Origin of the sequence: Halomonas sp. DP1Y21-3 (assembly GCF_019801245.1) — a bacterium.
GTDB lineage: Bacteria > Pseudomonadota > Gammaproteobacteria > Pseudomonadales > Halomonadaceae > Halomonas > Halomonas litopenaei.
On the sequence record NZ_JAHVJM010000022.1, the window covers coordinates 1 to 680 of the forward strand.

Below are 680 nucleotides of genomic sequence, written 5' to 3' on the forward strand. Positions count from 1 at the left end.
GACAGCGACACCATTGCCGAGGAGACCGCGTCGATCACCGGCAATGTGCTGTCCAACGACACCACCGGCGCCGACACCACCGATGCCGATCCGGCAAGCGTAGCACTGGACGCCCCGACGGGCGCCGGCCAGTACGGCACCCTGACGCTCAACAGCGACGGCAGCTACACCTATCAGCTCGACAACGATGATCCGCGGGTGCAGGCGCTCAGCGGCGAAGAGCAACTTACTGAGACCTTTGCCTACACCCTGACCGACGCCGATGGCGACACCTCACCGGCGACGCTGACCATCACGGTGACGGGGACCAATGACGGCGTCAGCCTTTCGGGCCTGGCTGCCGGGGGCAGTGACGTATCGGTCAGTGAAGCGAACCTCGCTGGCGGCAGCGATGCCGACAGCGGCGAACTGACCCAGCCTGGCAGCTTTACCTTCGCCAGCGCCGATGGCGTGGCCAGCGTGCAGGTAGGTAATCAGTCGCTGACCCTTACCCAGCTGCAGGGCCTGACCGCCGATAGCCCGGTGGTGGTCGATACCGAATACGGCAGCCTCAGCCTGACCGGCTTTACACCGTCGGATAGTGCCAACCCGGCCGCCGGCGGCACCGTGAGCTACAGCTACACCCTGGACACCCGCGTCGACAACGACAGCCAGACTGACGCCACGGATGCCGGCTTCAC

1 protein-coding gene is annotated in these 680 nt (G+C 65.7%); it reads left to right on the top strand.

The genetic code is table 11. The annotated features are described in order from the left end of the window. Positions 1-680: VCBS domain-containing protein (locus KUV74_RS20745; RefSeq protein ID WP_222517287.1), on the top strand; the 680-nt coding region annotated here is incomplete at both ends.